The 26,971-nt window shown below is 35.0% G+C and carries 34 protein-coding genes and 2 tRNA genes; 32 read left to right on the plus strand and 4 right to left on the minus strand.

Annotated features, from left to right (window positions below):
* On the plus strand, positions 1 to 386 hold a 386-nt coding region (locus CBF36_RS07355), incomplete at its 5' end, for an LPXTG cell wall anchor domain-containing protein (protein ID WP_125957810.1).
* 52 nt (positions 387 to 438) lie between these two features.
* Here the strand turns inward: CBF36_RS07355 and CBF36_RS07360 are convergent.
* Both CBF36_RS07360 and CBF36_RS07365 read right to left on the minus strand, forming a co-directional pair.
* Positions 439 to 1,086, minus strand: coding sequence for an amino acid ABC transporter permease (locus tag CBF36_RS07360; protein ID WP_125957811.1), 648 nt, complete (start codon positions 1,084 to 1,086; stop codon positions 439 to 441).
* 2 nt (positions 1,087 to 1,088) lie between these two features.
* A complete protein-coding gene (locus CBF36_RS07365) occupies positions 1,089 to 1,913 on the minus strand; it encodes a transporter substrate-binding domain-containing protein (RefSeq protein ID WP_125957812.1) in 825 nt (274 codons plus the stop codon).
* Positions 1,914 to 2,119: 206 nt separating this feature from the next.
* Here CBF36_RS07365 and CBF36_RS07370 point away from each other — a divergent pair, with 206 nt between their 5' ends.
* The 28 genes from CBF36_RS07370 to CBF36_RS07505 all read left to right on the plus strand — a co-directional run bounded on the left by CBF36_RS07370 (position 2,120) and on the right by CBF36_RS07505 (position 22,499).
* A complete protein-coding gene (locus tag CBF36_RS07370) occupies positions 2,120 to 2,296 on the plus strand; it encodes a 2-hydroxymuconate tautomerase (protein ID WP_125957813.1) in 177 nt (58 codons plus the stop codon).
* Positions 2,297 to 2,382: 86 nt separating this feature from the next.
* Positions 2,383 to 2,619, plus strand: coding sequence for a preprotein translocase subunit SecG (gene secG, locus CBF36_RS07375; RefSeq protein WP_125957814.1), 237 nt, complete (start codon positions 2,383 to 2,385; stop codon positions 2,617 to 2,619).
* 82 nt (positions 2,620 to 2,701) lie between these two features.
* On the plus strand, positions 2,702 to 3,445 hold the full coding sequence (locus CBF36_RS07380; RefSeq protein WP_125957815.1) for an alpha/beta hydrolase: 744 nt from the start codon (positions 2,702 to 2,704) through the stop codon (positions 3,443 to 3,445).
* An 8-nt stretch (positions 3,446 to 3,453) separates the two neighbouring features.
* Positions 3,454 to 5,799: a ribonuclease R gene (rnr, locus tag CBF36_RS07385; protein WP_125957816.1), complete on the plus strand. Its 2,346-nt coding sequence runs from the start codon at positions 3,454 to 3,456 to the stop codon at positions 5,797 to 5,799.
* A gap of 10 nt (positions 5,800 to 5,809) precedes the next feature.
* A complete protein-coding gene (gene smpB / locus CBF36_RS07390; protein WP_125957817.1) occupies positions 5,810 to 6,280 on the plus strand; it encodes an SsrA-binding protein SmpB in 471 nt (156 codons plus the stop codon).
* A 504-nt stretch (positions 6,281 to 6,784) separates the two neighbouring features.
* The gene (gene atpB / locus CBF36_RS07395; RefSeq protein WP_125957818.1) at positions 6,785 to 7,507 is read left to right on the plus strand and encodes a F0F1 ATP synthase subunit A; all 723 of its coding nucleotides are present in this window, start codon (positions 6,785 to 6,787) and stop codon (positions 7,505 to 7,507) included.
* Positions 7,508 to 7,544: 37 nt separating this feature from the next.
* A complete protein-coding gene (atpE, locus tag CBF36_RS07400) occupies positions 7,545 to 7,757 on the plus strand; it encodes an ATP synthase F0 subunit C (RefSeq protein ID WP_071456694.1) in 213 nt (70 codons plus the stop codon).
* A 65-nt stretch (positions 7,758 to 7,822) separates the two neighbouring features.
* Positions 7,823 to 8,344 (plus strand): F0F1 ATP synthase subunit B, encoded by a 522-nt coding sequence (gene atpF, locus CBF36_RS07405; RefSeq protein WP_165865416.1) that lies wholly within the window; start codon positions 7,823 to 7,825, stop codon positions 8,342 to 8,344.
* Positions 8,337 to 8,876, plus strand: coding sequence for an ATP synthase F1 subunit delta (atpH, locus tag CBF36_RS07410; protein WP_165865417.1), 540 nt, complete (start codon positions 8,337 to 8,339; stop codon positions 8,874 to 8,876). Before atpF ends, atpH begins: the two co-directional genes overlap by 8 nt.
* Before the next feature lie 35 nt (positions 8,877 to 8,911).
* Entirely contained in the window at positions 8,912 to 10,450 is a 1,539-nt protein-coding gene (gene atpA, locus CBF36_RS07415) for a F0F1 ATP synthase subunit alpha (RefSeq protein WP_125957821.1), read from the plus strand.
* A gap of 16 nt (positions 10,451 to 10,466) precedes the next feature.
* Positions 10,467 to 11,381: a F0F1 ATP synthase subunit gamma gene (locus CBF36_RS07420; RefSeq protein WP_125957822.1), complete on the plus strand. Its 915-nt coding sequence runs from the start codon at positions 10,467 to 10,469 to the stop codon at positions 11,379 to 11,381.
* A 21-nt stretch (positions 11,382 to 11,402) separates the two neighbouring features.
* Positions 11,403 to 12,806: a F0F1 ATP synthase subunit beta gene (gene atpD, locus CBF36_RS07425; protein WP_125957823.1), complete on the plus strand. Its 1,404-nt coding sequence runs from the start codon at positions 11,403 to 11,405 to the stop codon at positions 12,804 to 12,806.
* Positions 12,807 to 12,824: 18 nt separating this feature from the next.
* The gene (locus tag CBF36_RS07430; protein WP_125957824.1) at positions 12,825 to 13,244 is read left to right on the plus strand and encodes a F0F1 ATP synthase subunit epsilon; all 420 of its coding nucleotides are present in this window, start codon (positions 12,825 to 12,827) and stop codon (positions 13,242 to 13,244) included.
* 56 nt (positions 13,245 to 13,300) lie between these two features.
* On the plus strand, positions 13,301 to 13,543 hold the full coding sequence (locus CBF36_RS07435; RefSeq protein ID WP_125957825.1) for a DUF1146 family protein: 243 nt from the start codon (positions 13,301 to 13,303) through the stop codon (positions 13,541 to 13,543).
* Between the two features lie 103 nt (positions 13,544 to 13,646).
* Entirely contained in the window at positions 13,647 to 14,945 is a 1,299-nt protein-coding gene (murA, locus tag CBF36_RS07440) for a UDP-N-acetylglucosamine 1-carboxyvinyltransferase (protein WP_125957826.1), read from the plus strand.
* A gap of 26 nt (positions 14,946 to 14,971) precedes the next feature.
* The gene (locus CBF36_RS07445; protein WP_125957827.1) at positions 14,972 to 15,151 is read left to right on the plus strand and encodes a DNA-directed RNA polymerase subunit beta; all 180 of its coding nucleotides are present in this window, start codon (positions 14,972 to 14,974) and stop codon (positions 15,149 to 15,151) included.
* 57 nt (positions 15,152 to 15,208) lie between these two features.
* Positions 15,209 to 15,496: a membrane protein insertion efficiency factor YidD gene (gene yidD, locus CBF36_RS07450; RefSeq protein ID WP_125957828.1), complete on the plus strand. Its 288-nt coding sequence runs from the start codon at positions 15,209 to 15,211 to the stop codon at positions 15,494 to 15,496.
* 143 nt (positions 15,497 to 15,639) lie between these two features.
* Positions 15,640 to 16,809 carry an ABC transporter substrate-binding protein gene (locus tag CBF36_RS07455; RefSeq protein ID WP_125957829.1) on the plus strand — a complete coding sequence of 390 codons (1,170 nt, stop codon included), beginning with the start codon at positions 15,640 to 15,642 and terminating at the stop codon, positions 16,807 to 16,809.
* Between the two features lie 61 nt (positions 16,810 to 16,870).
* Positions 16,871 to 17,746 (plus strand): branched-chain amino acid ABC transporter permease, encoded by an 876-nt coding sequence (locus CBF36_RS07460; protein ID WP_125957830.1) that lies wholly within the window; start codon positions 16,871 to 16,873, stop codon positions 17,744 to 17,746.
* Between the two features lie 9 nt (positions 17,747 to 17,755).
* Entirely contained in the window at positions 17,756 to 18,709 is a 954-nt protein-coding gene (locus tag CBF36_RS07465) for a branched-chain amino acid ABC transporter permease (protein ID WP_125957831.1), read from the plus strand.
* A complete protein-coding gene (locus CBF36_RS07470; RefSeq protein WP_125957832.1) occupies positions 18,702 to 19,478 on the plus strand; it encodes an ABC transporter ATP-binding protein in 777 nt (258 codons plus the stop codon). Before CBF36_RS07465 ends, CBF36_RS07470 begins: the two co-directional genes overlap by 8 nt.
* Positions 19,478 to 20,182 (plus strand): ABC transporter ATP-binding protein, encoded by a 705-nt coding sequence (locus CBF36_RS07475; RefSeq protein ID WP_125957833.1) that lies wholly within the window; start codon positions 19,478 to 19,480, stop codon positions 20,180 to 20,182. The genes CBF36_RS07470 and CBF36_RS07475 overlap by 1 nt, the downstream gene beginning before the upstream one ends.
* 4 nt (positions 20,183 to 20,186) lie before the next feature.
* Entirely contained in the window at positions 20,187 to 20,837 is a 651-nt protein-coding gene (locus CBF36_RS07480) for a CBS domain-containing protein (protein ID WP_125957834.1), read from the plus strand.
* A gap of 85 nt (positions 20,838 to 20,922) precedes the next feature.
* Positions 20,923 to 21,129, plus strand: a complete 207-nt coding sequence (locus CBF36_RS07485) for a DUF2969 family protein (RefSeq protein ID WP_165865418.1) — start codon at positions 20,923 to 20,925, stop codon at positions 21,127 to 21,129.
* Positions 21,130 to 21,210: 81 nt separating this feature from the next.
* A tRNA-Tyr gene (locus CBF36_RS07490) sits at positions 21,211 to 21,291 on the plus strand.
* Positions 21,292 to 21,299: 8 nt separating this feature from the next.
* Positions 21,300 to 21,371: transfer RNA gene (locus tag CBF36_RS07495), tRNA-Gln, on the plus strand.
* Between the two features lie 97 nt (positions 21,372 to 21,468).
* On the plus strand, positions 21,469 to 21,660 hold the full coding sequence (locus tag CBF36_RS07500; protein WP_125957836.1) for a hypothetical protein: 192 nt from the start codon (positions 21,469 to 21,471) through the stop codon (positions 21,658 to 21,660).
* Between the two features lie 131 nt (positions 21,661 to 21,791).
* Complete coding sequence (locus CBF36_RS07505; RefSeq protein ID WP_125957837.1) at positions 21,792 to 22,499, plus strand: GntR family transcriptional regulator; 708 nt, start codon at positions 21,792 to 21,794, stop codon at positions 22,497 to 22,499.
* Between the two features lie 26 nt (positions 22,500 to 22,525).
* Here CBF36_RS07505 and CBF36_RS07510 read toward each other — a convergent pair whose 3' ends face one another.
* Complete coding sequence (locus tag CBF36_RS07510) at positions 22,526 to 23,170, minus strand: YigZ family protein (RefSeq protein WP_125957838.1); 645 nt, start codon at positions 23,168 to 23,170, stop codon at positions 22,526 to 22,528.
* A 50-nt stretch (positions 23,171 to 23,220) separates the two neighbouring features.
* On the opposite strand from CBF36_RS07510, the gene CBF36_RS07515 reads away from it, so the two are divergent.
* Complete coding sequence (locus tag CBF36_RS07515) at positions 23,221 to 23,790, plus strand: hypothetical protein (protein WP_125957839.1); 570 nt, start codon at positions 23,221 to 23,223, stop codon at positions 23,788 to 23,790.
* Positions 23,791 to 23,832: 42 nt separating this feature from the next.
* On the opposite strand, the gene CBF36_RS07520 is transcribed toward CBF36_RS07515, so the two are convergent.
* Positions 23,833 to 24,756, minus strand: coding sequence for an alpha/beta fold hydrolase (locus CBF36_RS07520; RefSeq protein WP_125957840.1), 924 nt, complete (start codon positions 24,754 to 24,756; stop codon positions 23,833 to 23,835).
* Between the two features lie 98 nt (positions 24,757 to 24,854).
* On the opposite strand from CBF36_RS07520, the gene CBF36_RS07525 reads away from it, so the two are divergent.
* Both CBF36_RS07525 and CBF36_RS07530 read left to right on the plus strand, forming a co-directional pair.
* Entirely contained in the window at positions 24,855 to 26,159 is a 1,305-nt protein-coding gene (locus tag CBF36_RS07525; protein ID WP_165865419.1) for an ATP-dependent helicase ComFA, read from the plus strand.
* Positions 26,156 to 26,842 carry a ComF family protein gene (locus CBF36_RS07530; protein ID WP_125957842.1) on the plus strand — a complete coding sequence of 229 codons (687 nt, stop codon included), beginning with the start codon at positions 26,156 to 26,158 and terminating at the stop codon, positions 26,840 to 26,842. Before CBF36_RS07525 ends, CBF36_RS07530 begins: the two co-directional genes overlap by 4 nt.
* Positions 26,843 to 26,971: the final 129 nt, after the last annotated feature.

The raw sequence follows: 26,971 nt of genomic DNA on the forward strand, positions 1-26,971 counted from the left end.
AAACACCAAGTGAAGTGGAAACACCAAGTGAAGTGGAAACACCAAGTGAAGTGGAAACACCAAGTGAAGTGGAAACACCAAGTGAAGTGGAAACACCAAGTGAAGTGGAAACACCAAGTGAAGTGGAGACACCAAGTGAAGTGGAGACACCAAGTGAAGTGGAAACATCAAGGCAAAATGAGCAAATACAACATGGCACTTCTATAAATAATCAGATAAAAACATCAGTCAGTCATCGTGTAATGGATGAAAAACAAGTTGAGACAAAAACGAAGACACAAAAAAGTCTCCCACAAACATCTGATAAAAAATCCAATTTATTTATCATGAGTTTAGGAATGTTATTGTCAATGTTAGGATTAGGATTAAAGTTGAAAGGTAGATAATAAAAAGCATGCCCTAGTTTTTAGGACATGCTTTTTACGCTATCTGAGAGGATTAAGACAATATAGGGAACCTTTTTTCTAAAGCATATTGAATTTTTTCAATGACTATGCAGAGTCCCCAGTAAATACAAGCGACTAAAAAGTACATGGATAAGAAATTAAATTCTCTTCCACCAATAATTTTTGCTTGCTGAAAAATTTCAGATACCGTAATCATTGCTGCTAGAGAAGAGCCTTTCACTAAATCAATCGCGACGTTGCTCATAGGACCAATGGCAATTCGGATGGCTTGAGGCATAATGATTTCTCGGATGATTAACAACTTTGACATACCTAGAGCTTTTGAAGCCTCCCACTGCCCTTGGTTGACACTACTCATGGCACTACGAAAAATTTCAGATAAAAAAGCGCTACTGGTCAAACCGAAACACAGAATACTCGCTACAATAGGATTTAGTTGCATAGGTAAACCAAAATATAAGGCAAAAAGTAAAACGATAGCAGGGATCCCCCTAAAAAATGACGAGTAAATAATTAGAAATTGGTTGATTATTTTATGATTGAGTAATCGTAATAAATAAATCAAACTCGCTAAAATATTTCCTAGAAAAAATGATGCGATACTGATTAATAAAGTATAAGGTAATCCTTTTAATACAAAGGGGATAGACTCAACCATTAATTTTGTATCAATTATCATGTCTAGTCAACCTCAATTGTTTTTGAAATGGTGACAGATGGTTTTTTAGAAATATCTTCACCATAAAAAGATGTGGCAATTTTTGCTAAAGTTCCATCTTTTTTCATATCTGTGATAGCTGAATCAATGTCTTTTTTTAACTCTGTATTGTCTTTATTTATAACAAGTCCTGAAGATGAAGGGTTAAAATAAACATCTTCTAATATTTTGACAGGCATATCAGGTAGGGCAGCAACAGCCATTTTTTGTAAATAGTAGTCATTTAAGATAACATCTGTACGTCCTTTAACTAAGTCAGTCATGTATTGATCATTTGTTGCGTTGTCGTAATTCACTAAGGTAGCACCTAAAGACTCGGCAACTTTCATGTAAGTAGTAGAGGCTTCGCCAGCTGCTTTTTTTCCTTTTACATCGTCTAAAGAAGAGATACCAGAGTTATCTTCTTTTCTAACAACCATGCTACCAAATGAGTATTTAATAGGTTCTGATAAGCTAAATTTTTCTTCGCGTTTTTTATTGGTTGAAAAATCATTTGCTGCGACGTCGGCTTTATTGGTTTGAACAGCTGATAGCATGCCGTCAACGTTAAATTCTTTGAAGGTTACTTTTTTATTAAGCCGTTTTCCAATTTCTTTTGTTACTTCTATATCATAACCAGTGAGTTCGTTTTTATCATTATAGTAAGAACTTGGAAACAGTGTGCCAGATGTGGCAACAACTAATTCGTCTGATTGTTTCTTGTTTGATTCAGTTGCGTTCTTTTCACTTGTGCAACCACCTAAAATAAGTAATAAAGATGCAGATAAAATAAGTAATGTTTTTTTCATGGTGTCTCTCCTTTTGATGTTTAATGCATGTATGAGTATAGTGAGAGTTCATGTTAAAATCTATTTGTTTGGCTTACTATCCATGACTTTAGTCAAAAATAAGGTTAATAGGTCGAAAATAGAAACAATATTGTGTTTTTAAAAGTTTAGACTTATCATAAGGGAATTTGTTATAATAAGGTAAAAAAATAAAAGGAGTGTCTGATATGCCACTTGTCCATATTGAATTATTAGAAGGAAGAACACCAGAGCAAAAAGAAGCATTAGTAAAAGACGTGACAGAAGCCATTGTTAAAAATACTGGGGCCAAAACTGAAAATGTTCATATTGTTATCTCTGATATGGCAAAAGGAAATTACGCAGTCGGTGGAAAAATGAAATAGTTTTCGGTTTGTTTCATACTAGTATTATTGAAAAAGGTATGATAAAATTGAACAGATGATTAGAGATCAAGATAAGGAGAGTTAATATGTATCAATTTCTATTAACCCTAATGTTAGTGTTATCCATTTTAATTATTATCGCTGTGATGATGCAACCAAGTAAGCAAAATAGTGCTGCTAGTGCGTTTTCAGGTGGTGCAACTGAATTATTTGGAAAAACAAAAGCTCGTGGGTTTGAAGCATTTATGAAACGTGCAACAACTGTTTTAGGTGTTGCATGGGTTGCAGTGGCTATTGCGCTTGCGTATTTGTCATCAAAATAATGTTAATCTATCTCCTGTTATGACAGGAGATTTTTTTATTGTTATAATAACTTAGCAGATGTGTTTGGAAGGAGTTAAATAAATGAAGATAGAACCATTTTATTCAAAAGTAACTAATAAAGCCGTGTTATTATTGCATGCTTATACAGGCAGTTCAAATGATGTTAGAGCATTAGCTAGAAGAGTTGAACGAGCAGGCTATTCTGTCTATGCCCCAATGTTTACTGGTCACGGAACAAATGAACCAATGGATATTTTAGAACAAACATCTGATGTGTGGTGGCAAGATGCTAAACGCGCTATTGAGTTTTTGAAAGAGGAAGGACATACACAGTTTGCTGTATTTGGTTTATCAATGGGCGGATTGTTTGCGATGAAGTTACTCGAAACTTATCCTGACTTATTTGTTGGTGGAGGGACATTCTCCTCTCCGCTTGACCCAACGGATGCAACCAATATTTACCCGAATTTTTTAAAATACTGTGAATATCGTTATGATAAATTAAATCTGTCGTTAGACGAAAAAACAAAAAAACTTGATACAATAAAAGAACCTTTAGATACTCAACTAAAGGATATCACTGGAACAGTCCAAACCGTTTATGACGGATTATCTGATGTAGAAAAACCAATTTTTCTCGCACAATCAGCCAAAGATGAAATGGTGCGTGCAGAAGGCGTTTATGATGCAGCAAGAGATTTGAAAAAGGCGTTTGTTGAAGTGCATTGGTATCCAAATAGTACCCATGTCATCACAGTGAGCCATGATAAGATTCAATTTGAACAAGATGTGGTTCAATTTATTCAAAAACTATCATGGGAATAGGAGGAAGTATGAGAAAAACATTAAAAGAAACAATTTTAGAGACAATGACCTCTAGTAAAAAAAAGTCATTTTCAGTTGAACAATTAGCAGAAATGCTGGATTTACAAAAAAGCAATGATTTTAAAGAATTAGTTCAAGCTATCGCTCAGATGGAAAGAGAACAACTTGTAACGTTTAACCAAAAAGGAAAAATAAAATTAGTGACAAAAGATACAGTTTTAGAAGGTGTATTTCGTTCAAATGAGCGTGGGTTTGGCTTCGTAACGGTCGAAGGTGAAGAATCGGATGTGTTTGTCAGTCGCGATGATACGTTTTATGCTCTAGAAGGGGATAAAGTTGAGATAGAAATTTTAAAACCTGGTAATCCATTAGAAGACCAAGCACCAGAAGGAAAAGTAGTTAAAATAATCGAACGTGGCATGAGTCAAATTGTTGGGATTTTTACGTTATTTACCGAAAGTGAACAACAAGAAACGGGTCTTTATGGTGTCGTAACACCAAAAGACAAAAAACTCAGTCGTTATAAAGTCTTCATTGCATCAGAAGGTCTATTACCAGAGGATGGAAGTGTTGTCTCAGTTGAAGTAACGCATTATCCTGAAGTAGGCTATACTAATAGTTTTGAAGGATTAGTGAAACAAGTGATTGGCCACAAGAATGATCCAGGAATGGATATTTTATCCATTGTATTGCAATTAGGTATCCCAACTGATTTTGATGAAGCAACATTAAAACAAGCAGAAGAATTACCAGATGAAGTATTAGAAAGTGAATTACTGCATCGGGTGGATTTAAGAAAAGAAGTGGTTGTTACAATTGATGGAGCGGAAGCAAAAGATTTAGATGACGCCGTTCGGGTTGAAAAATTAGATAATGGCAATTACTTTTTAGGTGTGTATATTGCAGACGTGTCACACTATGTGACAGAAAATAGCCCGTTAGATGCTGAGGCAAGTGACCGTGCAACGAGTGTGTATTTGACTGACCGCGTCATTCCGATGTTACCTAGAAAATTATCAAATGGTATTTGTTCACTTAATCCAAATGTAGATCGCTTAGCCATGGCATGTGAAATGGAGATAAATCGTGATGGGGATGTTGTCTCGCATGATATTTTTGAAACAGTGATTCATTCAACCGCTAGAATGACCTATGATGAAGTGAATGATATCATTGAAGGAACAAATGAAGTAACTTCTCAAAAATACGAAACACTAGTTCCAATGTTCCATTTAATGAATGACTTGCATACTATTTTAGAAACGAAACGTGCTAATCGAGGAGCGATTTCATTTGAAGATCGTGAAGCCTATATTGTAGTAGATGCAGAAGGTCATCCAGTGGATATCAAGTTGCGTACAAGAAAAGCAGCCGAAAGACTAATTGAGTCCTTTATGCTTGCTGCAAATGAAACAGTCGCGAAAACTTATACGGATAAACAATTACCATTTATTTATCGTATTCATGAGCATCCAAAAGAAGAAAAAGTTCAGCGTTTCTTAGAGTTTATGACAAATTTTGGTATCATGGTAAAAGGGAAAAAAGATGCGGTATCACCAAAAGAGTTGCAACGAGTGTTAGACCAAGTGAATGGACGACCAGAAGAACCGGTTGTGAGTATGATGTTACTTCGCAGTATGCAACAAGCGAAATATTCTGAAGATCCTGTGGGACATTACGGATTAGCAGCAGATGATTATACTCATTTTACTTCACCAATTAGACGTTACCCTGATTTAATTGTTCATCGATTAATCAAGTCATATGAAAAAGAAAAAGTAACAGATAAAATCAAGCAAAAATGGGACGAGTTAATTCCAGATATTGCTGATCATAGTTCTAAAATGGAACGACGAGCAGTTGAAGCTGAGCGTGAAACCGATAAACTGAAGAAAACAGAATTTATGCAAGACAAAGTGGATGAAGAATTTGATGGTATTATTACATCCATTACCAAATTTGGTATGTTCATAGAATTGCCTAATACAATAGAAGGTTTGGTTCATGTTAATCAGTTGAAAGATGATTATTATCACTTTATTGAAACTCATATGGCATTTGTTGGTGAGCGAACAGGTAAAGTATATAAAATTGGTCAAAAAGTTCGTGTAAAATTAACTAAAGCAGATGTCGACACACGAGAAATTGATTTTGACTTGTTATCGGCCGAACCATTGACCGAAAAAATCGAGTTACCGAAAAAAAATAAAAAATCATCTTCATCAAGTCGACGCAAAGATCAAAAAAAATCATTTGGTAAATCAGATGATTCTAAGAAGGGTAAAAAAGGCAAGAATGGTAAAAAACCTTTTTATAAATCTGTGAATAAAAAACCGAAGAAAAAGAAAAAGTGAGGGATGACTTATGCCTAAAGGTGAAGGAAATTTAATTGCTCAAAATCGTAAGGCACGTCATGATTATTCAGTCTTTGAAACATTTGAGGCTGGTATTGTGCTTCAAGGAACCGAAATAAAATCCATTAGACAACGTCGTGTTAACTTAAAAGATGGGTTCGCAAGAGTTCGTAATGGTGAAGCCTATTTGATGAATGTGCATATCAGTCCTTATGAACAAGGAAACATTTTTAATCACGACCCACTAAGAACACGAAAATTATTGCTTCATAAAAAGCAAATCATCAAAATTGAAACAGAAATGAAAAATCCTGGTGTGACGTTGATTCCATTGAAGCTCTACATTAAAGATGGTTTTGCTAAAGTGTTACTAGGATTAGCAAAAGGTAAGAAGCAATACGATAAACGAGAAGATTTAAAACGAAAAGATATGAACCGAGAAATCAATCGTGCATTAAGAGATAAACAACGATCATTTTAGTCGTTGTTTGTCTTTTTTTGATAGGCATGTTAGCATGGAATAGTAGATAGGGATGGTGTTTCCTATAAAAGCTCGGAATATCTGGGCTAATGACACTTGCTAAAGTGAATTGTCAAAAGACCAAAGACTCGTTCTTTGTGTAAAGATAATCATTTTGGTAGGTGTCTTTATGTTTTTTTATGGAGGTGAATAAAAAGTAGTGATAGAAAAAGTGGTATTTTGAAAAAATACTAGGTTAAAAATAGGCTTAAATTTATTATTCTGAGTATGTTTTAACCCAGTTTTCATCCATCCATTTTTTTGTATGAAAGTTGTGAGAATTCTACCGAATTACTTTGTGTTATTTATCATTTGGTGGTATTATAGTTTCGATAGTAACAGTCTATCGAGGTATTCCTATGTGGAAAAATGTATGTATGCAAAAACATTTTTTCATACACTGTTACAGAAGCTAAAAAACTTCTGAATTTGTTTTAATATTGAGAAGAAAAGGGGTGAAATGTGGTGGAAGAAAAATCCTGGTTGTTTACCATTGGAGGTTTAACATTTGATGGAACGGTCGTAAGTATGACTATATTAACTTGTTTGATTGTCTTTGGATTGGTGTATTTTTGTACACGAAACTTAAAGCTTAAACCTACTGGTAAACAAAATGTCATGGAAGCTCTTGTTGACTTTGTTCGTGGTATCGTTGGCGACAACGTTGAGAAGAACGAAGTAAAACAATATCATTTATTGGCATTTACTTTTTTCATGTTTGTACTAGTATCAAATACTTTAGGACTAATTACAAAAGTGACTTTATTCCCAAGTGATGTAGCATTCTGGAAGAGCCCAACCGCTGATCCAACAGTAACGTTAACACTTGCATTTATTGCGATTATTTTGGCTAATTATTATGGGGTCAAAAAACAAGGTGTTAAAGGTTATTTTGTTAATAGTTATATGAAACCAGTCGGCTTTTTATTACCAATCAAGTTAATAGAAGAATTTACTAACGTGTTAACGCTTGGTTTACGTCTTTACGGTAATATTTTTGCAGGCGAGGTATTACTATCGTTAATTGCAGGGTTAGGAGCAAGTAGTCCAACGAAATTTATTTTGGCTCTGCCACTTGAAGTGATATGGCAAGCCTTCTCGCTTTTCATTGGTGGAATCCAAGCATTTATTTTCGCTACTTTATTGATGGTTTACATCTCACATAAAGTAGAAGTAGAAGAAATATAAGTAAACGTATAAAAACATTTTTAGGAGGAGAATTGTTATGCAATATATTGCAGCAGCTATCGCAGTTTTAGGAGCTTCTATCGGAGCAGGTTATGGTAATGGTAAAGTTATCTCTAAAACATTAGAATCAATGGCACGTCAACCAGAATTATCAGGTCAATTAAGAAGTACTATGTTTATCGGGGTTGCCTTAATTGAAGCGATTCCTATTATCGGTGTCGTTATTGCCTTATTATTATTATTTAAATAACATATACAAGCAAGGTTAAAAAGTTGTAAATAAATGAAAGTCAGGGAAGGATGTGTAGTAATCACATGTTTAATCAATTAGTGATTGCAAGTTCTGGACAAACAACGTTTAGTACCATTTTATTTGTCTCTGTTTCATTTCTTGTATTGTTATTAGCGTTAAAGAAATTTGCCTGGGGACCTCTAACAACGATGTTAGACGAACGAGAAAACAAAATAGCTGGCGATATTGATAGTGCAGAACAATCAAAAATAGACGCTGCTAATTTAGCCAAACAAAGAGAAGTGGAATTAAAAGAAGCTCGTACAGAAGCACAAAGTATTATTGCTCAAGCAAAAGATGTTGCTGAAAATAATGCTCATGCAATTATTGTAGAAGCTCAAGAACATGCAACAAGAATGAAAAAACAAGCGCAAGAAGACTTACGTCTTGAAAGAGAACGTTTGTTAGCAGAAGCGAAAAAAGAAGTGGCAGACTTGTCTGTTGAAATTGCCTCTAAAATACTTAAAAAGGAATTGTCAGCTAGTGCTCATCAAGAGTTGGTTCAATCAAGTATTGATAAGCTAGGAGTTGATGACAATGAATAAGAAATTTAGTGTCGCAAGAACTTATGGTAAAGCGTTATTTACCGAAGCAACACAACTAAATATGGTAAATGAAATCTATCAAGAGTTGTTACAACTTAGAGAAGTTTATCATGAAGTACCAGATTTAGGGGATATCCTATCAGATGACCGCTTATCAATTTTTGAAAAAGTTAATATTGTAAAAGACTTAGAAAATAGTTTTAGTGATACAATGGCTAAGTTTATTCATACTGTCTATGATTATGGTCGTATGAATGAAATGCTTGATATTATTGATGAGTATGAACATCTATACTATGACCAATTTGGTATCATTGTAGTGAATGTAACCACAGCTGTTGCATTATCACTGGAACAAAGACATGATTTAGAAAAACGTTTGGCAAAACAATTTCATGCAAATAAGGTTGTTTTACGACCAAAATTAGACCCAAGCATAATGGGTGGAATGATTGTCGAATCAGAACATCGAATCATTGATCAAAGTGTGAGAACAGAATTAAATAATATTCATGCTAAATTATTGGCTTGATGTTAGGTTTAACGACAAGGTGAGAGGTGAGATACATGAGTATAAAAGCGGAAGAAATTAGTTCGCATATTAAACAACAACTTGCTAAATACGAAGAATCGTTAACAGTAGATGAAGTTGGAACAGTTTCCTATGTTGGTGACGGTATTGCTCGTGCTTACGGATTAGAAAATGCCATGTCGGGAGAGTTATTGGAGTTTGATAATGGTGTTTATGGTATGGCTCAAAACTTGGAAAATGATAGTGTCGGTATTATCATTTTAGGAGATTTTGAACAAATACGTGAAGGCGACAAAGTAAAACGTACACGACGTATTATGGAAGTACCTGTTGGTGAAGCATTAATTGGACGTGTGGTTAATCCATTAGGACAACCTATTGATGGAATGGGAGAAATTGCCACAACAAAATCACGACCGATTGAAGCAGCAGCCCCTGGTGTTATGGCTCGTAAATCAGTATCAGAACCACTACAAACAGGATGGAAAGCAATTGATGCATTAGTACCAATTGGACGTGGCCAACGTGAGTTAATCATTGGTGACCGTAAAACTGGTAAAACCACAATTGCTATCGACACAATTTTAAATCAAAAAGATCAAGATATGATTTGTATTTACGTTGCAATTGGTCAAAAAGAATCAACTGTACGTAATCAGGTTGAAATTTTGAAAAAATATGGTGCAATGGATTACACAATTGTTGTATCTGCTAGTGCATCACAACCAGCCCCATTACTTTATTTAGCACCTTATGCTGGAGCAAGTATGGGTGAAGAGTTTATGTATAATGGAAAACACGTATTAGTTGTATATGATGATTTATCAAAACAAGCAGCAGCTTATCGTGAAATTTCATTACTATTACGTCGTCCGCCAGGTCGTGAAGCGTTCCCTGGGGATGTCTTCTACTTACATTCTCGTTTACTTGAAAGAGCAGCGAAATTAAGTGATGAATTAGGTGGCGGTTCTATGACTGCCTTACCATTTGTTGAAACACAAGCGGGAGATATCTCTGCTTATATTCCAACAAACGTTATTTCTATTACTGATGGACAAATTTTCTTAGAAAGTGATTTGTTCTACTCAGGTGTTCGTCCAGCGATTGATGCCGGTCTTTCTGTATCACGTGTTGGGGGTTCTGCTCAAATTAAAGCAATGAAAAAAGTTGCTGGGACACTTCGTCTTGATTTGGCAAGTTACCGTGAGTTAGAAGCCTTTACTCAATTTGGTTCTGATTTGGACGAGGCAACTCAATCTAAATTAAACCGTGGTAAACGAACTGTAGAAGTATTAAAACAAAACGTGCATGAACCATTGGCTGTTGAAAAACAAGTCTTAATTCTTTATGCCTTGACTCATGGATTTTTGGATACTATTCCTGTAGTGGATATTTTACGTTTTGAACGTGAATTATTTGAATACGTGGATAATAACTATCCAGCAATCTTTGATACTATCCGTACAACAAAAGGATTACCAAATCCAGAAGATATGGATAAAGCAATTGACGAATTTAAAGGAATTTTTAGTTCAAGTGAATTCTCTGTTGCAGATGAAGTAAAACAATCTTAGAAAGTGGTGATTGAACATGGGCGGCTCACTTATTGATATTAAGAAGAGAATAGCTTCAACAAAAAAGACCAGTCAAATTACAAGTGCCATGCAAATGGTAGCAGCTTCTAAATTGACGAAATCTGAACAATCATCAAGACGCTTTCAAGAGTATGCTTCTAAAGTAAGAAGTATGACAACTCATTTGGCTTCTTCACAGTTAACTGCGATAGATAATTCTGATTTTTCTGGTTTTGAGCAAGATATGGAAATGTATCAACAAATGCTTATCGCTCGACCAGTTAAAACAATTGGTTATATTGTGGTTACTTCTGATAAAGGTCTAGCAGGTGGCTATAACAGTTCGATTTTAAAAAACATGTTAGAAATCATCAAAAAAGACGAAGAAGAAGGCATGAATGTGGTGTTAATGGCTATTGGAGGAACAGGTTCAGATTTCTTCAAGCATCGTGATTTACCAGTAGCTTATGAATTAAGAGGATTAAGTGACTACCCAAGTTATAGTGAAGTAAGACGTATCGTGAACTCTGCTTTACAGATGTATAATAGTGAAATGTTTGATGAGCTATACGTATGTTATAACCATCATGTTAATACACTGTCATCATCATTTAGAGCAGAAAAAATCTTACCAATCGTTGACTTAGATGCTAAAGAAGCTGAAACGTACGAACAAGAGTATACTCTTGAGCCTTCAGCAGACGCTATTTTAAATACGTTACTGCCCCTTTACGCTGAAAGTTTAATATATGGAGCAGTTTTAGATTCTAAAACTGCAGAGCACGCTGCACGTATGACTGCTATGAAGAGTGCCACAGAAAATGCGACAAATATCATTGATGATTTGACCATTTCTTATAATAGAGCACGTCAAGCAGCCATTACAGAAGAAATCACAGAAATTGTTGGTGGAGCAGCTGCCTTAGAATAATGACGGGGAGGAATTGTTGAGATGAAAGTAGGAAAAATAGCCCAAGTCATTGGTCCCGTTGTTGACGTGGCTTTTCCATTAGACCAAGCATTACCTGATATAAATGATGCTTTAATCGTTTATAAAGCTGGAAGCAAAGAGAAAGTTGTGTTAGAAACAACTCTTGAAATTGGTGATGGAATCGTTCGAACAATTGCAATGGAATCTACAGACGGACTACAAAGAGGAATGGAAGTTCTTCATACAGGAGGTCCTATCAGTGTTCCAGTTGGTCCTGAAACATTGGGTAGAGTCTTTAACGTATTAGGTGAAACTATTGACTTAGGTGAACCTATTGGAGACGAAATTGAAAGAGATAGTATTCATGCAAAAGCACCTGCTTTTGATGAATTAAGCACAAACTCTGAAATATTAGAAACAGGGATTAAAGTAATCGATTTATTAGCGCCTTATTTAAAAGGTGGTAAAATCGGACTATTTGGTGGTGCCGGAGTAGGTAAAACAGTTTTAATTCAAGAGTTAATCAATAATATTGCTCAAGAATTAGGTGGATTATCAGTGTTTGCCGGAGTAGGTGAACGTACGCGTGAAGGTAATGACTTATACTTTGAAATGAAGGAATCAGGCGTTATCAAAAAAACAGCGATGGTGTTCGGACAAATGAACGAGCCACCTGGTGCCAGAATGCGTGTAGCCTTAACAGGACTTACTATGGCAGAATATTTCCGTGATGAGGAAAAACAAGATGTGTTACTATTTATTGATAACATTTTCCGTTTTACTCAAGCGGGTTCTGAAGTATCAGCCCTTTTAGGACGTATGCCTTCAGCCGTTGGTTACCAACCAACGTTAGCAACTGAAATGGGTCAACTACAAGAACGTATCACTTCGACAAAAGATGGATCAATCACATCAATTCAAGCGATTTACGTTCCTGCCGATGACTATACTGACCCGGCTCCAGCAACAGCCTTTGCGCATTTGGATGCTACAACTAACTTGGAACGTCGTTTGACAGAACAAGGGATTTATCCAGCGGTAGATCCGTTGGCATCATCTTCAAGTGCCTTAGAGCCAGATATTGTTGGAGAAGAACATTATAAAGTGGCAACAGAAGTGCAACGTTTATTACAACGCTACAAAGAATTGCAAGATATTATTGCGATTCTTGGTATGGATGAGTTAAGTGATGAAGAAAAAGTAGTAGTAGGTCGTGCTAGACGTGTTCAATTCTTCTTATCACAAAACTTCCACGTAGCAGAACAATTTACAGGTCAACCTGGTAGCTACGTGCCATTAAATGAAACAATTAAAGGATTTAGAGCAATCTTAGACGGCGAATATGACCACTTACCTGAAGAAGCATTCAGAAGTGTTGGGCGCATTGAAGAAGCAGTTGAAAAAGCAGAAAAAATGGGCTACTAACAAGGAGGGAAAATCATTATGAGTACCTTTATGGTTAATATTGTTACGCCAGATGGATTGATTTATGAGCATGAGGCAAAATTTTTGGTTGCAAATACTCAAGCGGGATCGCTTGGTATTTTGCCCAAACATTGCCCGTTGATTGCCCCTTTAAAAATTGATGCTGTACGTATCGATCGAGAAGAAAATATTAACGACTGGATTGCAGTAAATGGTGGTGTCATTGAAGTGCGTGACAACGTGGTTTCAATTGTTGCTAACAGTGCTGAAACAGAAGAAAATATTGATATTTCAAGAGCTGAACAAGCTAAGAAACGTGCAGAACAAAAAATTGAAGCTGCTAAAAACGAGCAAAATCAATCAATTGATATGGCTAGAGCTGAAGTGGCGCTTTACAGAGCGTTAAATAGGCTTAATGTGGCGAATAAAAGAAGGTAAAGAAACATTTGTTTCTTTACCTTCTTCTCTTTTATAATGAATGTGGAGGTGAAAATATGTCAGTATTTGGAATTGATGCGTTAGTTAGAATTTTAAGTCACTTTATTTTTATTTATTTAACTTTTTGGACGTTAAATTCATTGCGATTAGATGTGTTATTTAAAAAAGGGATACAATATGACAAACAAATTCGCTTGGCTTATGTTTTTTTATCTGTAGCGATAGGCTTTCAAGTAAGTAATTTCTTTTTAGAGGTAATCTTTTTAGTACGTAATTTTTTTGAAGGAATGACTCTCTAAGAAAATTATTAGGAAAATCTTAATGAATTTCTTTTTCCATAAAATCATGATATACTGATTTAGATTTGTAATAAGTTCCTTATATTTATGGAGGGAAAAATTAATGGAATATATAGCAGTACGCGGTGGAAATCGCCTAGAAGGAAACGTTAAGATTGAAGGAGCAAAGAATGCTGTATTGCCTATTTTAGCTGGTGCATTACTTGCTAATAAAGGACAAACAACGATTACTAATGCTCCAATACTTTCTGATGTATTTACGATGAATAATGTTATTAAATATTTAAATACAGATATCGAGTTTATTGAAGAAGAAAATACGATTAAAATTGATGCAACAAAAGAATTGGAAACTGAAGCACCTTTTGAATACGTGAGTCAAATGAGAGCCTCTATTGTTGTGATGGGACCACTTTTAGCTCGTACAGGACGTGCGAAAGTTGCCATGCCTGGTGGTTGCGCAATTGGAACACGACCAATTGATTTACATTTGAAAGGGTTTCAAGCATTAGGAGCTAAAATTACACAACAAAATGGGTATATTGAGGCAGTCGCTGATGAATTAGTCGGTGCAAGAATTTATTTAGATTTTCCAAGTGTCGGTGCGACTCAAAATATTATGATGGCTGCTGTTCGTGCAAAAGGAACAACCGTCATTGAAAATGTTGCAAGAGAACCTGAAATTGTCGATTTAGCAATTTATTTAAATAAAATGGGTGCTAAAATCGTTGGTGCTGGGACAGAAACCATTCGTATTGAAGGAGTAACTGATTTATACGGAACAGAACATAGTGTCGTCCAAGATCGTATAGAAGCAGGAACTTTTATGGTAGCAGCTGCAGCAACTCAAGGAAATATTTTTATTGAAGATGCAGTGGCGGAACACAACAGTCCTTTGATTTCTAAGTTAGTAGAAATGGGTGTTGATATCATTAATGAAGAAAATGGGATTCGAGTGATTGGACCTGAGTATTTAAAACCAACAGATATTAAAACATTACCACATCCAGGATTCCCTACAGACATGCAAGCACAAATGAGTGTCTTGATGGTATTGGCTTCAGGGGATAGTGTGTTAACAGAAACCGTTTTTGAAAATAGATTCCAACATTTAGATGAATTACAACGTATGGGAGCAAAATATCGTATTTCAAATAGTGTGGCATATATTAGTGGTGTGCCAACGCTTCAAGGAGCACAAGTTAGTGCAACAGATTTACGTGCTGCTGCGGCATTAATTATCGCAGGACTTGTGGCAACAGATGAAACTCGAGTGACTAGATTAGAACATTTAGACCGTGGATACTACAAATTCCATGAAAAATTAGCAAGCCTTGGTGCAACAATTGAAAGAGTAGATGAAAAAACTATTCAAGAGCCAGTTGCAAAAGTAGTAAGTTAAACTCTGTAATTAAGGAGGAAAATTAATTGAGTTCAATAACTAAAAGAGTAGTCATACAATTCATATTAGTTGTTTTTGTGATTCTATTATTGATAGGATTATTTTTCCTAGGAATTTTTATAGGGTATGTCTATGTTGGAAAAGGGCAATCGAGTGATGCCTTTAATCCAGCAACTTGGCACCATATATTAGATTTTGTTAAATAACTAATGACCATCAACGTTTGTGTTGGTGGTTATTTTTTAAATTGTTAGGAAGATATTATGAAAAAAATTATCATTTTACCTGTTCGTTTTTATCAAAAATTTATTTCTCCTTTATTTCCTAAAAGTTGTCGTTATCATCCAACGTGTTCTCAGTATATGATTGATGCGGTAAATTATCATGGAGCAATTAAAGGGTTTATCATGGGAACAGCACGTATTTTAAGATGTCATCCTTTTGTTAAAGGTGGTATTGACTATGTTCCACAAAAATTTACTATTAGAAAAAATCCTGATGAAACGTATCGAGGTCCCTATAAAAGAGAACACAAACATAACAATAAATAAAAAAATGTCAAGTAGACTTGTTTTAATTAACGGTCTATTTTTTTATTTTAGAATTGTCTGAAAATTCTGTTGACTTATACCTAATATTAATTTATATTAATAAATAACTTATTTAAATCTAATAAAGAAGTGGGGAAAGTAATATGAAAAAAATTATAGGAATGCTTATGGGAGCAACACTATTGTTATCTGCTTGTGGAACACCAGGTGGAGGAACAGCTCAAAATACAGAATCGCAAAAAGAGGCAGATACAGTTAAAATCGGGTTGAATATGGAATTATCTGGAACTGTTGCGGGTTATGGTAACCAAGAAAAAGAAGGTGCTGAATTAGCCGTTAAAGAAATCAATGATGCTGGTGGTATTAATGGTAAAAAAGTTGAATTAGTTGTAAAAGACAACAAAAGTGACACAGCCGAAGCGGCTACTATTGCAACCAGTTTAACAACCAGTGACAATGTTATCGGGATGGTTGGACCAGCAACATCAGGTGCAACAAAAGCAGCTAGTCCAAATGCAACAAAAGCGAAAGTTCCAATTATCACACCATCAGCGACAGATGATTCAATTACTGTAGCAAATGATAAAGTGCAAGAATATATTTTTAGAACATGTTTCCAAGATTCATTCCAAGGGGTTATCTTAGCAAACTATGCAAGCGATAATTTAAAGGCTGAAAAAGCTGTTATTATTGGAGATGTATCAAGTGATTATGCAAAAGGATTAACGAAATCATTTAAGGATACATTTAAAGGTGAAATTGTAGCGGATGAGAAATTTAATGCAAAAGACAAAGATTTCAAAGCAATCTTAACAAAAATTAAAGACAAAGATTTTGATTTCATTTACTTACCAGGATACTACGAAGAAGCAGGATTAATTATCAAACAAGCTCGTGAAATGGGAATTGAACAACCAATTATTGGAGCAGATGGCTTTTCTGATTCTAAATTGATTGACATTGCCGGTGCTGAAAATATGAACAATATTTATTACACAGCTCATTTCTCTGAAAAAGCACCTGCTTCAGATAAAGTAAAAACATTTATTGACGCATTTAAAGAAGAATATGGTAAATCTCCAAGTTCATTCAATGCATTATCTTATGATTCAGTTTACATGATTAAAGCAGCTCTAGAAGCTGAAAAAGAAAATACAAGTGACGCTTTAACAAAAGGTTTAGCGACATTGAAAGATTTTGATGGTGTAACAGGTACTATGACAATGGATGAAAATCACAATCCTAAGAAACCTGCAGTCGTTATCGGACTTGAAAAAGGCGAAGAAAAATCAGCGGAAGTTGTTAATCCGTAAGAAAACATGAAAGCCAAGGAACTTTGACTAGTTCCTTGGTTTTTCAAAAGGAGGGGAAACAATGAATGTCCTTCAACAATTAATCAATGGACTCTCATTAGGAAGTATTTACGCACTATTAGCCTTAGGGTATACAATGGTGTATGGAATTATAAAGTTAATCAATTTTGCCCATGGTGAAATCTATATGATAGGTGCTTTTATTGGGTATTACGTTGCCAATAATTTTGGCTTTGGTTTAGTTTTAACTCTAATCACGTCAATGATTATCTGTGCTATTTTAGGAATGTTAATTGAGTTTTTAGCTTATCGACCACTTAGAAATTCAACACGTATTGCAGCACTTATTACAGCGATTGGTGTGTCTTTCTTATTACAATCTTTAATGATCTATTTCGTGGGGGCAGATACAAGACCGTACCCACAATTGATGAAAAATACAACATATGATTTAGGAATATTCCAAATCAGTAAAATTCAAATCGTGATTATCGCTACTTCTATTTTCTTAATGATATTATTACAATTTATTGTTCAACAAACAAAAATGGGACGTGCGATGCGTGCGGCGAGTGTTGATCCGGAAGCAGCTCAATTAATGGGGATAAACGTTAACTATACTATTTCATTTACTTTTGCTCTAGGTTCATCACTAGCAGCAGCAGGTGGTGTGTTAATTGGACTTTATTATAATAGTATTGATCCAATGATGGGAGTTGCTCCTGGTCTTAAAGCGTTTATCGCTGCGGTATTTGGAGGAATTGGTATTATCCCTGGTGCAGCATTAGGTGGCTTTGCTATTGGGATTATCGAAACAGTCGTGAGTGCTTTAGGTTTTACGGCTTATCGCGATGCGGTTGTCTACTTAATTTTAATTATTGTACTACTCGTTAAACCATCAGGGCTTCTAGGTAAAAATATAAAGGAAAAAGTGTAGGTGATAACAATGAAAGAACGATTGAAAATAAATGGTATCTGGCTTGCTATTATGGTCGTGGTATTTGCCATTTTAGGAGCAACTTATTCAGCTGGATTAATGTCACCTGTTGTTGAAAATACGCTTGTTATGATTGGAATTAATATTATCTTAGCAGCAGGGTTAAATTTAGTGATTGGTATCTCTGGTCAGTTTTCTTTAGGACATGCTGGATTTATGGCTATTGGAGCTTATACAACAGCCATTATGACATTAAAAATGCCATCGATTGTTGGTTTTTTATCAGGTTTAGCACTAGGATGTATTCTTTCAGGGATTGTCGCATTACTTGTGGGTATCCCAACATTACGTCTTTCTGGGGATTATTTGGCTATTGCAACACTAGGAGTGTCTGAAATTATCCGCTCATTGATTATGAATATGGATCACATTACAAATGGACCTGCTGGATTATTTGGAATTCCTCCTTTTGTCACATGGTCAATGGTTTATCTATTTGTTTGTATCACATTGATTTTGATTACAAATTATATTCATAGTGCGGCAGGTAGAGCTACTTTATCTGTTCGTGAAAATTTAATTGCAGCAGAATCAATGGGTGTCAATGTTACGAAGTATAAAGTTGTTGCCTTTGTTATTGGGGCAATGACAGCGGCTGTTGCAGGTGGTATGTATTCAAGTTATGTTCAAACAATCGTGCCAGGAAACTTTGATTTCATGAAATCTATTGATATTTTAATCATCGTGGTGTTTGGTGGTGTTGGAAGTATGACAGGAACAGTGGTCGCTGCTATTTTATTAGGTGTATTGAATATGTACCTACAAGATTTTGGTGCGATTCGTATGATTATTTATGCTTTTGCTTTAGTTATCATCATGATTTTTAAACCTTCTGGGTTACTAGGAACAAAAGAATTTTCAGTGAAAAAATTATTGAGTAAAGGAGGGAAACAACATGTCTGAGTTAAACATTAGTCATTTGACAAAGAACTTTGGTGGATTAGCTGCTATTCAAGATTTGAATTTGCATTTTGGCGATAATGAATTAATCGGGTTAATCGGACCAAATGGTGCTGGTAAGACAACACTTTTTAACCTGATAACAGGTGTATATGAACCAAGTTCAGGAAGCATTGAATTAACACACGATGGAAAAACAACAACGCTAAACGGAGTTGCTCCTTTTAAAATTGCACAGTTAGGAATTAGCCGAACATTTCAAAATATTCGCTTGTTTAAAGATTTAACTGTTATTGATAATGTGTTAATTGCTATGACAGCTAATGCCAAAGAAAGTGTGCTATCTGGTATGTTGCGTTTGCCTTCCTTTTACAAAAAAGAAGATAAAATGGTAGAAGAAGCAACAAAATTATTAGGATTATTTGATTTAGAAGATAAAAAAGAAAATCTCGCTAAAAATTTGCCTTATGGTGAACAACGTCGGTTGGAAATTGTACGAGCTCTAGCAACGAAACCAAATATTCTTTTTTTAGATGAACCAGCTGCTGGGATGAATCCACAAGAAACTGAAGAATTAACTAAATTAATCAAACGAATCCAAAAAGAATTTGGATTAACGATTGTGTTGATTGAACACGATATGTCATTAGTAATGGAAGTGTGTGAACGATTGTATGTTTTAGAGTATGGAGCGTTAATTGCCTCTGGAACGCCAGAAGAAATTAAGCAAGATAAACGCGTGATTCAAGCGTATTTAGGTGGTGAAGAGTAATGCTGAAAGTGGAAAATTTATCGGTTCATTATGGGATGATTCAAGCGGTAAAAGATGTGTCTTTTGAAGTAAATAAAGGCGAGATTGTCAGTTTGATTGGGGCTAATGGTGCTGGAAAAACAACTATTTTAAAAAGTTTGTCAGGCCTTGTTAAACCATCAAGCGGGTCGATGACGTTCAACAATGATGACCTAACAAAAAAATCTGCTCCAGCTATTGTAAAAAGTGGATTAGTCCAAGTACCAGAAGGACGTCATATTTTTGCTGGAATGACTGTCATGGAAAATTTGGAGCTTGGTGGGTTTATTCATAATAATAATGACGACAAAAAAGAAATTTTAGAGTATATTTTCGAAACATTTCCTGTGCTGAAAGAGAGACTAAAACAAGATGCTGCAACGCTTTCTGGTGGAGAGCAACAAATGTTAGCAATGGGACGAGCGCTGATGACTAAGCCAGATTTATTGTTACTAGATGAGCCATCAATGGGACTTGCGCCAATTTTTATTCGTGAGATATTTAATATAATCGAACGAATTAATAAACAAGGGACAACCATTCTTTTGATCGAACAAAATGCTAATATGGCCTTGAAACTTTCTGATAGAGGATATGTATTAGAAACAGGACAAGTCGTATTAAAAGGCAGTGGAAAAGAGTTACTAGAAAGTGAAGAAGTGCAAAAAGCTTATTTAGGAGGATAGCATTATGTTAGTAAAAGACTATATGTCAACAGACGTCATTACCATTTCCCCTGAAACACCTGTTTTTGAAGCGATGGATTTGATGAAGCAAAAGAGTATTCATCGTTTACCAGTTATTAAAAATAACCAATTAGTAGGCCTTGTGACGGAAGGAACCATTCAAGAGGCAATGCCATCAAAAGCAACAAGTTTAAGTGTGTATGAAGTGAATTATCTGTTAAATAAAATGACTGTTTCTGATGTGATGATTAAAGAGGTTTATACAATTACAGCAGATCAATTTATTGAAGAAGCCATTAAAATTATGCGTGAGTATAATATTGGGGTATTACCAGTTGTGGATGATAAAAAAGAAATAAAAGGGATAATAACTAGCACAGATGCGTTTGATGCCTTTTTAGCCATTACTGGATATGGTGAAAATGGCACACGTGTGGCGATTTCAATTAAAGATGATCACCCAGGTGTATTAGCTGATTTAACGAAAGTATTAGCTCAAAATCTGTTTAATATTGTTCAAATTGTGGTGTATCGCCAGGAAAAAAATGTTATTATCGTGATACAAGTTGTCGAAAAAGATGCGACGAAATTAGAAAAAGTACTAACTGACAATAAGTATGATGTCATTATGTGTTTAGAGACTGAAAGAAGCTAGAAAGCTTCTTTTTTTCTCTTAACAAAGGCAAAAATATATGGTATTCTATATAAGTTCGATGCATGAAAGGACTGAAACATTACAGATGAAAAAAAATAAACCAGTTGAAGTTGAAATTAAAGAATTATCAACTCATGATGAATTGTTAATTGGGAAAAAAATGATTGGGAAAGTAACAAAGTTGTCAGATAAGAAATTCCAAGTTGAAACAACAGACGGCATTTTAGGTGTATATAAAACACAAGATGACGCTTATGAAGAAGCTTTAAAATATTGGAATTTGAATAATTAAAAAAAAGTTTAAAAAAGTACTTGATTTTTTTTTTGAAATTCGTTATTATATGGAAGTCGGGTTGATAAACTTGATTGATACGGAGGGGTAGCGAAGTGGCTAAACGCGGCGGACTGTAAATCCGCTCCTTCGGGTTCGGCAGTTCGAATCTGCCCCCCTCCATTTTTTAATGGGCTATAGCCAAGCGGTAAGGCAACGGACTTTGACTCCGTCACTCGTTGGTTCGAATCCAGCTAGCCCAGTATTATCTAGCGCTGAAGTCGGTGTTAGATTTTTTTTTATTTTCTTTTGTGGTATGATAAATGTATATTAACTTAACTATAAAGGAGATTTAATCACATGGGCGAATTATCTGAAAAATTAGTATCTCAAATTCTAGAGTATCGTGATATTTTATCAAGTAATGAAGTGATGGAAAATATCAAGGACAAAGCTCAAATGGTATTCCCAATAAAAGAGTATGTTGAACCAACAAAAACTGAGAAGTTAAAACATAATCAACGCAAATGGCATGCGAAAAATCATTACTAATCATTTATTAAGACATTAGGAGTAGGAAGACTACTCCTTTTTTTATTTTTTCTAGTGGTTGTATATAATGTTGTCATTAATTATAAAAATGGCTATAATAAAGATAATGAAATTTAAAAGGACGTGAATAAATGACTCCGAAGTTACCTGTTTATATTCAGATACATGATAAGATAAAACAAGAGATTGAAGATGGTATCTGGAAGATTGGTGACAGATTGCCTTCTGAAAGGGAGTTATCTGAAGTATTTGGTGTTAGTCGTATGACATTAAGACAAGCTATTCAAACATTAGCTGATGAGGGAATACTAGAGAGGAAAATCGGGTCAGGGACTTATATCGCAAGACAAAAAGTACAAGAGACGATGATAGGAACCACTAGTTTTTCAGATATTGTTCGCTCTCAAGGTAGTCAACCTTCTAGTAAAACATTGTCTTACTTTGTTACAGCACCTAGCTCTAGTGAGATGGAAAAATTACGATTAACTAAGGATCAAAAAATTTTAAAAATGGAGAGAATTCGTTATTCAGACGATATACCAATTTGTTTTGAAGTGGCAAGTATTCCCCATCATTTGATTGAAGATTTTAGTAAAGAAGAAATTACTCGTTCTTTATATAATGTGTTAGCTAGCCAAGGACATCGAGTGATTGGAAAATCATCTCAAACTATTTCAGCATTAAATGCATCTGAAAAAATTGCGCATTATCTCGAATTAAAAAAAGGGGATGCGGTATTACGTTTACGTCAGGTATCTTATTTTGATAACGGGACGCCATTTGAATACGTTAGAAGTCAATATGCTGGTGAGCGTTTTGAATTTTATTTAGAAAAATAAAAAATAAATCCTGGAGCATTGAGGCTCTAGGATTTATTTATTGGCACTTCACAGTAGTCTAATATTCCTTTTTCTAATGAAAATTGCGCATTTAGTAAGTTTGTAATACTTTCTTCAAAAGTCGTCACACTGGCTTCATCTACCATGATGTGTAATGTGACCGTATCACTAAAGCTAGTGTCGCTAAGAGTGTATTCTGGGTGATTAGTTAGAAAGTGTTCTAACTTACCATGAGTGGCGTAATCGACTGTTACAATCACCTCTTGTTGCAATTTTCCTTCGACCAAACCGATGTGTTCAATGGCTTCAGAAACAGAGGAACTATACGCACGAATTAAGCCACCAGCACCAAGCTTAGTACCACCAAAATATCTTGTGACAACGGCTAAAACATTTCGTAATTCTTTTACTTTAAGCACCTCTAACATAGGCACACCAGCCGTTCCGCTTGGTTCACCGTCATCGCTAGAACGCTGAATTTCCTGTTTATCACCAAGGACATAGGCGACACAGTTGTGATTGGCTTTCCAGTGCTCTTTTTTTATCTGTTGAATGATTTCTTTGGCTTCCTCTTCTGATTCAATTCGTCTTAAGTGACAAATAAAAGACGATTTTTTTATGACGATTTCATAATCGCCGTCCTGTTTTATGGTATAGTAATTTGATAGCATATGTAACCCCCAAAAATAATTAGTAGAATGTCTTTAAAAGGAGAATGGTTATGCAAAAAAAACGAATAGGGTTATTAGTACTAGTACTAGTCTTCGTCTTAAGTGCCTGTACATCCACAAAAAATGACACCACACGTGAATCAAGTACAGATGTAAGTGAAGCGAATAAGGAAGACAAACTTGTTTACACCTTAGAATATGATCACCATCAATATCAGTTTAACATGCTTGATGGCTGGCGTAAATTTCCAAACAGTGATAAGTCAATTGCATTTCTAATAGGGAACAAAGATTCTAAGTCTTTTATGTCTGCTGGATTTGAAGAAAAAGGAAGTAAGACATTAGAGGATTACAAACAAGAGTATCTAAAAAAATTGGCTGACGCTAAAGCAACTGTTGTGATTGAGCCAGAAAAAAAAGCGTTAAATGGCTGGGATGCTTATTATCTTGGAGTTGAAATGAAAGATGCTAAAGATCGCGTATTAACCTATCGCATTTATTTGATTGAAACACCAGATTACTTTATAAATCTTGGCGCATGGACAAGTGAAGAAAATCCGAAAGAAACAACTATTAAAGGACTGGATGATATTTTATCAACCTTTAAAGATAAAGAATAAAGAAAGCATGACTTTTCATTAACCGAAAAGTCATGCTTTTTTCTATAGTCGGTGGCACATCCAGTCATAAATATCTAGTGTAACATCTAGAGATTCTTTCTCGTTCAGTATTTCATGTCTTAAATCATTATACAAACGAAGTGTGACATCCTTAAAGTAATTATCGCTTAATTCAAGTGCAAGTTTTCTGGGACCTTTTCCATAGTTTCCGACAGGGTCTTTTTCGCCACTAATAATTAATAGTGGTAAATCACGTTGAATTGTAATATACCAATGTTTTTTTGTAGCCTCATCCATAAGTGAAAGCAATGTATAGTATCCGTTATTTGTAAAGATAAACCCACATTTTTCATCCTGTTCGTAAGATTCAACGTTATCAGGATTTTTAGACAACCAGCTAAATGGAGAATGAGCCGGCTTAAAGGTCTGGTTAAATGAGCCAAACAGTAATTTATCTAGGGCAGGATTTTTAGTTTTAGGGGAAACAGTGTTCAATCCTTTTGCCATTTTGACACCTAATGTTATGTCTTTACGTCGGTTTGTTGTTCCCATTAGGATAGCACCTTTAACAAGGTGTGAATATTTTTTTAAATAATTTCTCACAACAAATGACCCCATACTGTGACCTAAAATAAATAAAGGAGTGTCTGGATAACGACTTTTCGCGTATTGAGTAATCTGGAAGGTATCTTCCACTACAATAGAGGCACTGTCACCTTCACAGAAAAAACCATGAAGTGGATTATCCATATCAACTGATTCACCATGACCTAGGTGATCGTGTCCAATGACTAATATATCATGAGTAGATAAGTACTGAGCCAGTGGTTCGTATCGTTCAATATACTCTGCCATACCATGGACAACTTGTAAGATTGCTTTTGGTTTTTTAGTCGAAGTATGCCAGATAACGCCATTTAAATCTGTGTTGCTGTCTAACGATTCAATAACAAATTTTTTCTTCATAATTATACCCTTTCCGTAATTAAACTTACTCTTATTATAGTCTATTTAAAAGTGAGTCACTAGTATAATGCGTAGATTATTTATAGGAGGGGATGAGGTTGTGTAAAAAATTACAGGGGCGTCAGTTATTAAAACAAGAAATTCCAAGTTCATTATGGAAACAATTGAAAAAAGAGCATACGGTAAAAAAGGTTAACGCTATGACATCTCGTAAAAAAGACATCATTTGTCGTCGTTGTGGTCATATCAATAGCAAGGCTTCTTGCCAGATAGAGACTGGATTTTATTGTGAGTATTGTCTTAACATGGGAAGAGTGACAAGCAACGATTATTTATACCGTATACCCAAAATTCATCAAGAAAAGGCGAAAAAAACGCGTTGTTTTTGGCAAGGAAAACTAACTACACAACAGGCACGTATCTCTCAGGAAATAGTCGATTCTTATCATCACAAAAGACATCATTTTGTCCATGCTGTGACAGGGGCTGGTAAAACGGAGATGCTGTTCCCTTTAATACAACAAGTGTTAACAGATGGCAAAGTTATTGGAATAGCAACACCGCGCATTGATGTGTGTTTAGAACTTTATCCTAGAATGGAAGCGGCATTTCAAGATACGGAAATCAATTTGTTGTATGGTCACTCTTCTCAAACATATAATGGGGCCTCATTTATTATTTGTACGACACATCAGCTTATGCGTTTTTATCATTATTTTGATGTATTGGTCATTGATGAGGCAGATGCATTTCCTTATGTTTATTCTGATGAATTACAGTATGCAGCAAAACAGGCGTTAGAAAAGAAAGGATGTTTTGTCTTTTTAACAGCGACTAGCAATCAAGGGTTAGAAAAATATCCTAATACGCAAAAAAGTATTTTAGCCAGACGGTTTCATGGCAAAGACTTGCCTGTTCCAACAACAGTCTATTGTCGACATTTAGCTATAAACTTGCGACAAGGGAAATTACCTAAAAAAATGCTTATTGAAATAGAAGAAAGCCAGCAATCTTATATTCTTTTCTTTCCAGATATCGCTTTAATGTCTATCGTTTACCCTATTATTAAGGAAACATGTCGGAAAAAGAGAGTCGCAATGGTACATGCTTCATCGAAAGATAGAGAAAAAGTGGTGAAACAAATGAGAGAAGGAGAGATTGATTTGTTATTAAGTACAACAATTTTAGAACGAGGAGTCACATTTAAAAATATTTCTGTTATGGTAGTTTGTGCAGATCACCGTGTCTACAATCGTGCAAGTTTAGTGCAAATTGCGGGGCGTGTCGGACGGAATCTTGATTATCCAACAGGAAAGGTTATCTTTTTACATGAGGGAAAAAATCAGGCAATCATATCGGCTATAAAAGAAATTAAATACATGAATAAAGAGGCCAACAAATGAAATGTGTGTTGTGTGATGGGACATTAAAGAATCAAGTAACATTTCGCGAATTATTATTAGGAAGTGAGGTGAAAAATCATTGTTGTGATAAATGCCATAGTCAATTTCAGCGAATTAATCCATTGTTTGAGAATAGATGTGTCTACTGTCAAAAATTATCACAAGAAACGATATGTGGAGATTGTCAATACTGGGAAACAAACGACATGATATTAGAGCCACATCATGTGTTATATGAGTATAATGAGGCGATGAGTGAGTTTATGTCACATTATAAGTTTCAGGGAAATCGTGCATTAGCAAAAGCTTTTAGTTATGACATACATGAGGCTTTTAAAGAATTAACTTATGACATCGTTGTGCCAATCCCATTATCTAAAAAACGATTATCTAATCGTGGGTTTCATCAAGTAGAGCAACTGTTAGAAGACGCATGTATTCCGTATGTCCCTATATTGAAAAAAAGAAAACACACGAGAAAGCAATCAGAGAAAACGAAAGAAGAACGGCTCAAAACCATCCATCCATTTTATATTGAGCCATCAGATTACCCAACTATTACTCAAAAAAGAATTGTTTTGGTTGATGATATTTATACAACAGGAAGTACGATATTACAGGCAAAACGTTATCTTTTGAGTAAACATGCTAAAAAAGTAATAACGTTTACTCTAGCAAGATGAAAATAATGAAGCGTTTTCTATCAAAGTGTTTGTCATTTTATGATAAGTTCGATATAATAAAGGTAGGAAGATAAGAGGGATTAAATTAAGACCTAAGTGTTCTTATCTTTTTAGTTTTAGTGATAGATG

The organism is Vagococcus bubulae (genome assembly GCF_003950315.1).
GTDB lineage: Bacteria > Bacillota > Bacilli > Lactobacillales > Vagococcaceae > Vagococcus > Vagococcus bubulae.

Bases quoted from the DNA above. Each gene is read 5' to 3' on its own strand.
- CBF36_RS07360 (WP_125957811.1), bottom strand. From the start codon at position 1,086: ATGATAATTGATACAAAATTAATGGTTGAGTCTATCCCCTTTGTATTA.
- CBF36_RS07365 (WP_125957812.1), bottom strand. From the start codon at position 1,913: ATGAAAAAAACATTACTTATTTTATCTGCATCTTTATTACTTATTTTA.
- CBF36_RS07370 (WP_125957813.1), top strand. From the start codon at position 2,120: ATGCCACTTGTCCATATTGAATTATTAGAAGGAAGAACACCAGAGCAA.
- secG (WP_125957814.1), top strand. From the start codon at position 2,383: ATGTATCAATTTCTATTAACCCTAATGTTAGTGTTATCCATTTTAATT.
- CBF36_RS07380 (WP_125957815.1), top strand. From the start codon at position 2,702: ATGAAGATAGAACCATTTTATTCAAAAGTAACTAATAAAGCCGTGTTA.
- rnr (WP_125957816.1), top strand. From the start codon at position 3,454: ATGAGAAAAACATTAAAAGAAACAATTTTAGAGACAATGACCTCTAGT.
- smpB (WP_125957817.1), top strand. From the start codon at position 5,810: ATGCCTAAAGGTGAAGGAAATTTAATTGCTCAAAATCGTAAGGCACGT.
- atpE (WP_071456694.1), top strand. From the start codon at position 7,545: ATGCAATATATTGCAGCAGCTATCGCAGTTTTAGGAGCTTCTATCGGA.
- atpF (WP_165865416.1), top strand. From the start codon at position 7,823: ATGTTTAATCAATTAGTGATTGCAAGTTCTGGACAAACAACGTTTAGT.
- atpH (WP_165865417.1), top strand. From the start codon at position 8,337: ATGAATAAGAAATTTAGTGTCGCAAGAACTTATGGTAAAGCGTTATTT.
- atpA (WP_125957821.1), top strand. From the start codon at position 8,912: ATGAGTATAAAAGCGGAAGAAATTAGTTCGCATATTAAACAACAACTT.
- CBF36_RS07420 (WP_125957822.1), top strand. From the start codon at position 10,467: ATGGGCGGCTCACTTATTGATATTAAGAAGAGAATAGCTTCAACAAAA.
- atpD (WP_125957823.1), top strand. From the start codon at position 11,403: ATGAAAGTAGGAAAAATAGCCCAAGTCATTGGTCCCGTTGTTGACGTG.
- CBF36_RS07430 (WP_125957824.1), top strand. From the start codon at position 12,825: ATGAGTACCTTTATGGTTAATATTGTTACGCCAGATGGATTGATTTAT.
- CBF36_RS07435 (WP_125957825.1), top strand. From the start codon at position 13,301: ATGTCAGTATTTGGAATTGATGCGTTAGTTAGAATTTTAAGTCACTTT.
- murA (WP_125957826.1), top strand. From the start codon at position 13,647: ATGGAATATATAGCAGTACGCGGTGGAAATCGCCTAGAAGGAAACGTT.
- yidD (WP_125957828.1), top strand. From the start codon at position 15,209: ATGAAAAAAATTATCATTTTACCTGTTCGTTTTTATCAAAAATTTATT.
- CBF36_RS07455 (WP_125957829.1), top strand. From the start codon at position 15,640: ATGAAAAAAATTATAGGAATGCTTATGGGAGCAACACTATTGTTATCT.
- CBF36_RS07460 (WP_125957830.1), top strand. From the start codon at position 16,871: ATGAATGTCCTTCAACAATTAATCAATGGACTCTCATTAGGAAGTATT.
- CBF36_RS07465 (WP_125957831.1), top strand. From the start codon at position 17,756: ATGAAAGAACGATTGAAAATAAATGGTATCTGGCTTGCTATTATGGTC.
- CBF36_RS07470 (WP_125957832.1), top strand. From the start codon at position 18,702: ATGTCTGAGTTAAACATTAGTCATTTGACAAAGAACTTTGGTGGATTA.
- CBF36_RS07475 (WP_125957833.1), top strand. From the start codon at position 19,478: ATGCTGAAAGTGGAAAATTTATCGGTTCATTATGGGATGATTCAAGCG.
- CBF36_RS07480 (WP_125957834.1), top strand. From the start codon at position 20,187: ATGTTAGTAAAAGACTATATGTCAACAGACGTCATTACCATTTCCCCT.
- CBF36_RS07485 (WP_165865418.1), top strand. From the start codon at position 20,923: ATGAAAAAAAATAAACCAGTTGAAGTTGAAATTAAAGAATTATCAACT.
- CBF36_RS07500 (WP_125957836.1), top strand. From the start codon at position 21,469: ATGGGCGAATTATCTGAAAAATTAGTATCTCAAATTCTAGAGTATCGT.
- CBF36_RS07505 (WP_125957837.1), top strand. From the start codon at position 21,792: ATGACTCCGAAGTTACCTGTTTATATTCAGATACATGATAAGATAAAA.
- CBF36_RS07510 (WP_125957838.1), bottom strand. From the start codon at position 23,170: ATGCTATCAAATTACTATACCATAAAACAGGACGGCGATTATGAAATC.
- CBF36_RS07515 (WP_125957839.1), top strand. From the start codon at position 23,221: ATGCAAAAAAAACGAATAGGGTTATTAGTACTAGTACTAGTCTTCGTC.
- CBF36_RS07520 (WP_125957840.1), bottom strand. From the start codon at position 24,756: ATGAAGAAAAAATTTGTTATTGAATCGTTAGACAGCAACACAGATTTA.
- CBF36_RS07530 (WP_125957842.1), top strand. From the start codon at position 26,156: ATGAAATGTGTGTTGTGTGATGGGACATTAAAGAATCAAGTAACATTT.